3 protein-coding genes are annotated in these 1458 nt (G+C 73.7%); 1 reads left to right on the top strand and 2 read right to left on the bottom strand.

Features of this window, described 5'->3' with window-relative positions:
• A partial coding sequence (locus Q0L54_RS05865; RefSeq protein ID WP_296666188.1) for an SEC-C metal-binding domain-containing protein occupies window positions 1–774 on the top strand: 774 nt, incomplete at its 5' end.
• 14 nt (window positions 775–788) lie between these two features.
• On the opposite strand, the gene Q0L54_RS05860 is transcribed toward Q0L54_RS05865, so the two are convergent.
• Both Q0L54_RS05860 and Q0L54_RS05855 read right to left on the bottom strand, forming a co-directional pair.
• Window positions 789–1181 (bottom strand): Rv3235 family protein, encoded by a 393-nt coding sequence (locus Q0L54_RS05860; protein WP_296666187.1) that lies wholly within the window; start codon window positions 1179–1181, stop codon window positions 789–791.
• Window positions 1178–1458: LysM peptidoglycan-binding domain-containing protein (locus Q0L54_RS05855; protein WP_296666186.1), on the bottom strand; the 281-nt coding region annotated here is incomplete at its 5' end. The genes Q0L54_RS05860 and Q0L54_RS05855, both read right to left, overlap by 4 nt.

The raw sequence follows: 1458 nt of genomic DNA, 5'->3' as shown, positions 1-1458 counted from the left end.
GTGTCGCTCACCGCCGAGGAGCTCATCGAGGAGGCGGGCGACCTCTCGGGGCTCTCCACGGCGTTCCTGGAGCGCGAGCTGGTGGCCGACGCGAAGGTTCAATACGGCGTGGTCGAGGCGCGCATCGGGCCGGAGATCATGCGTCAGGTCGAGCGCCAGGTGCTGCTGCAGGTGCTCGACTTCAAGTGGCGCGAGCACCTCTACGAGATGGACTACCTCAAGGAGGGCATCGGGCTGCGCGCCATGGGTCAGCGCGACCCGCTGATCGAGTACCAGCGCGAGGGCTTCCAGCTCTTCGATGCGATGACGGACGCCATCAAGGAGCAGGCGGTGTCGATCCTGTTCCGCGTAGAGAAGCGCGAGACGGCCGAGCAGCCGCCCGCCGGTGGTCTGACCGCGGACTCCGCGGCGCGCACCGCGCAGTCCGCGCCCCCCGTCGGAGCGCCCGCGCGGGCAGTCGCGGGCGGTGTCGCCACGCAGGCGGGCCAGGCCGGGCAGCGCATGTCGGCCACCCCGGCCTCCGGCTCCATGGGTAACCCGGTCCAGGCTCGCATGGGTGCGCTGACGTTCTCGGGACCGTCAGAGGACGGCTCTGCCGCGCCCAAGGTCGACAAGGCGGCGGGTGCCCCGGGTGCCGCCGCGGGGGCAGCTCCCAAGCCGTGGGACGACGGCGGGACCTTCCCCGGCACCGGCAAGAACTCGCCATGCCCCTGTGGGTCCGGGCGCAAGTACAAGATGTGCCATGGCAGGAACGAGGAGACCGCCGGGGCGTAGCGCCCCGATCGCCGTCATCCGATGTCGAGGACGGTGATGACCCACCGTCCCGCCAGATCCTCGAGCCGGATCGCGATCGCGTGGGACCTGTCGCCGATGCTCGCGACCGCGGCGACCTCCGCGGCGCCCGCGGCGACACGGCAGGTCCGCGCCCTCAGGATCCGGGCGTCCACGGAGCCGCGGCGGCCGGCGCGCCGGGACAGCGAGTGCTGGCGGGCGAGCCGGTCGCGCACCTCCGGCGTGATCCACCGCAGCAGCGTGTCGATGCCGTCCCCACCGTGGACCACCTCGACCGCGGTGAGGGCCACGGTGCACGCGAGCGGGGTGGGGTCCCCCAGGCTGGGGCGCGCCCGCCCGTAGACGTCCGCGCGCGGAGGACGCGGCGCCCAGGCCGGCTCGGCGCTCATCGGGCCGATCCCGCCGGCCACGCCCGCAGCTCGAGCCGCTGACCGGGCAGGATCAGGTGGGGATCCGCGCCCACCACGTCGCGGTTGTCCGCGTAGAGCTCCGGCCACGCGGCGGCGATGTCGGCGTCCGTGGCGCTCGTGCCCAGCGCGTCGGCGGCGATCGACCACAGGCTCTCTCCGCGCACCACCACGTGGATCGTCGACCGAGACGCGGGCGGCGGCTCTTGAGTCGAGGATCTCGGCTCCGCGGTGGGTGTCGCGGCGGTGGGTGTCGCGG

The sequence above is a fragment of the Demequina sp. genome (assembly GCF_024642165.1).
Lineage (GTDB): Bacteria > Actinomycetota > Actinomycetes > Actinomycetales > Demequinaceae > Demequina.
Note: the sequence above shows the minus strand (reverse complement) of the source record. Positions and strands in the feature narration are given on the sequence as shown.

Bases quoted from the DNA above. Each gene is read 5' to 3' on its own strand.
- Q0L54_RS05860 (WP_296666187.1), bottom strand. From the start codon at position 1,181: ATGAGCGCCGAGCCGGCCTGGGCGCCGCGTCCTCCGCGCGCGGACGTC.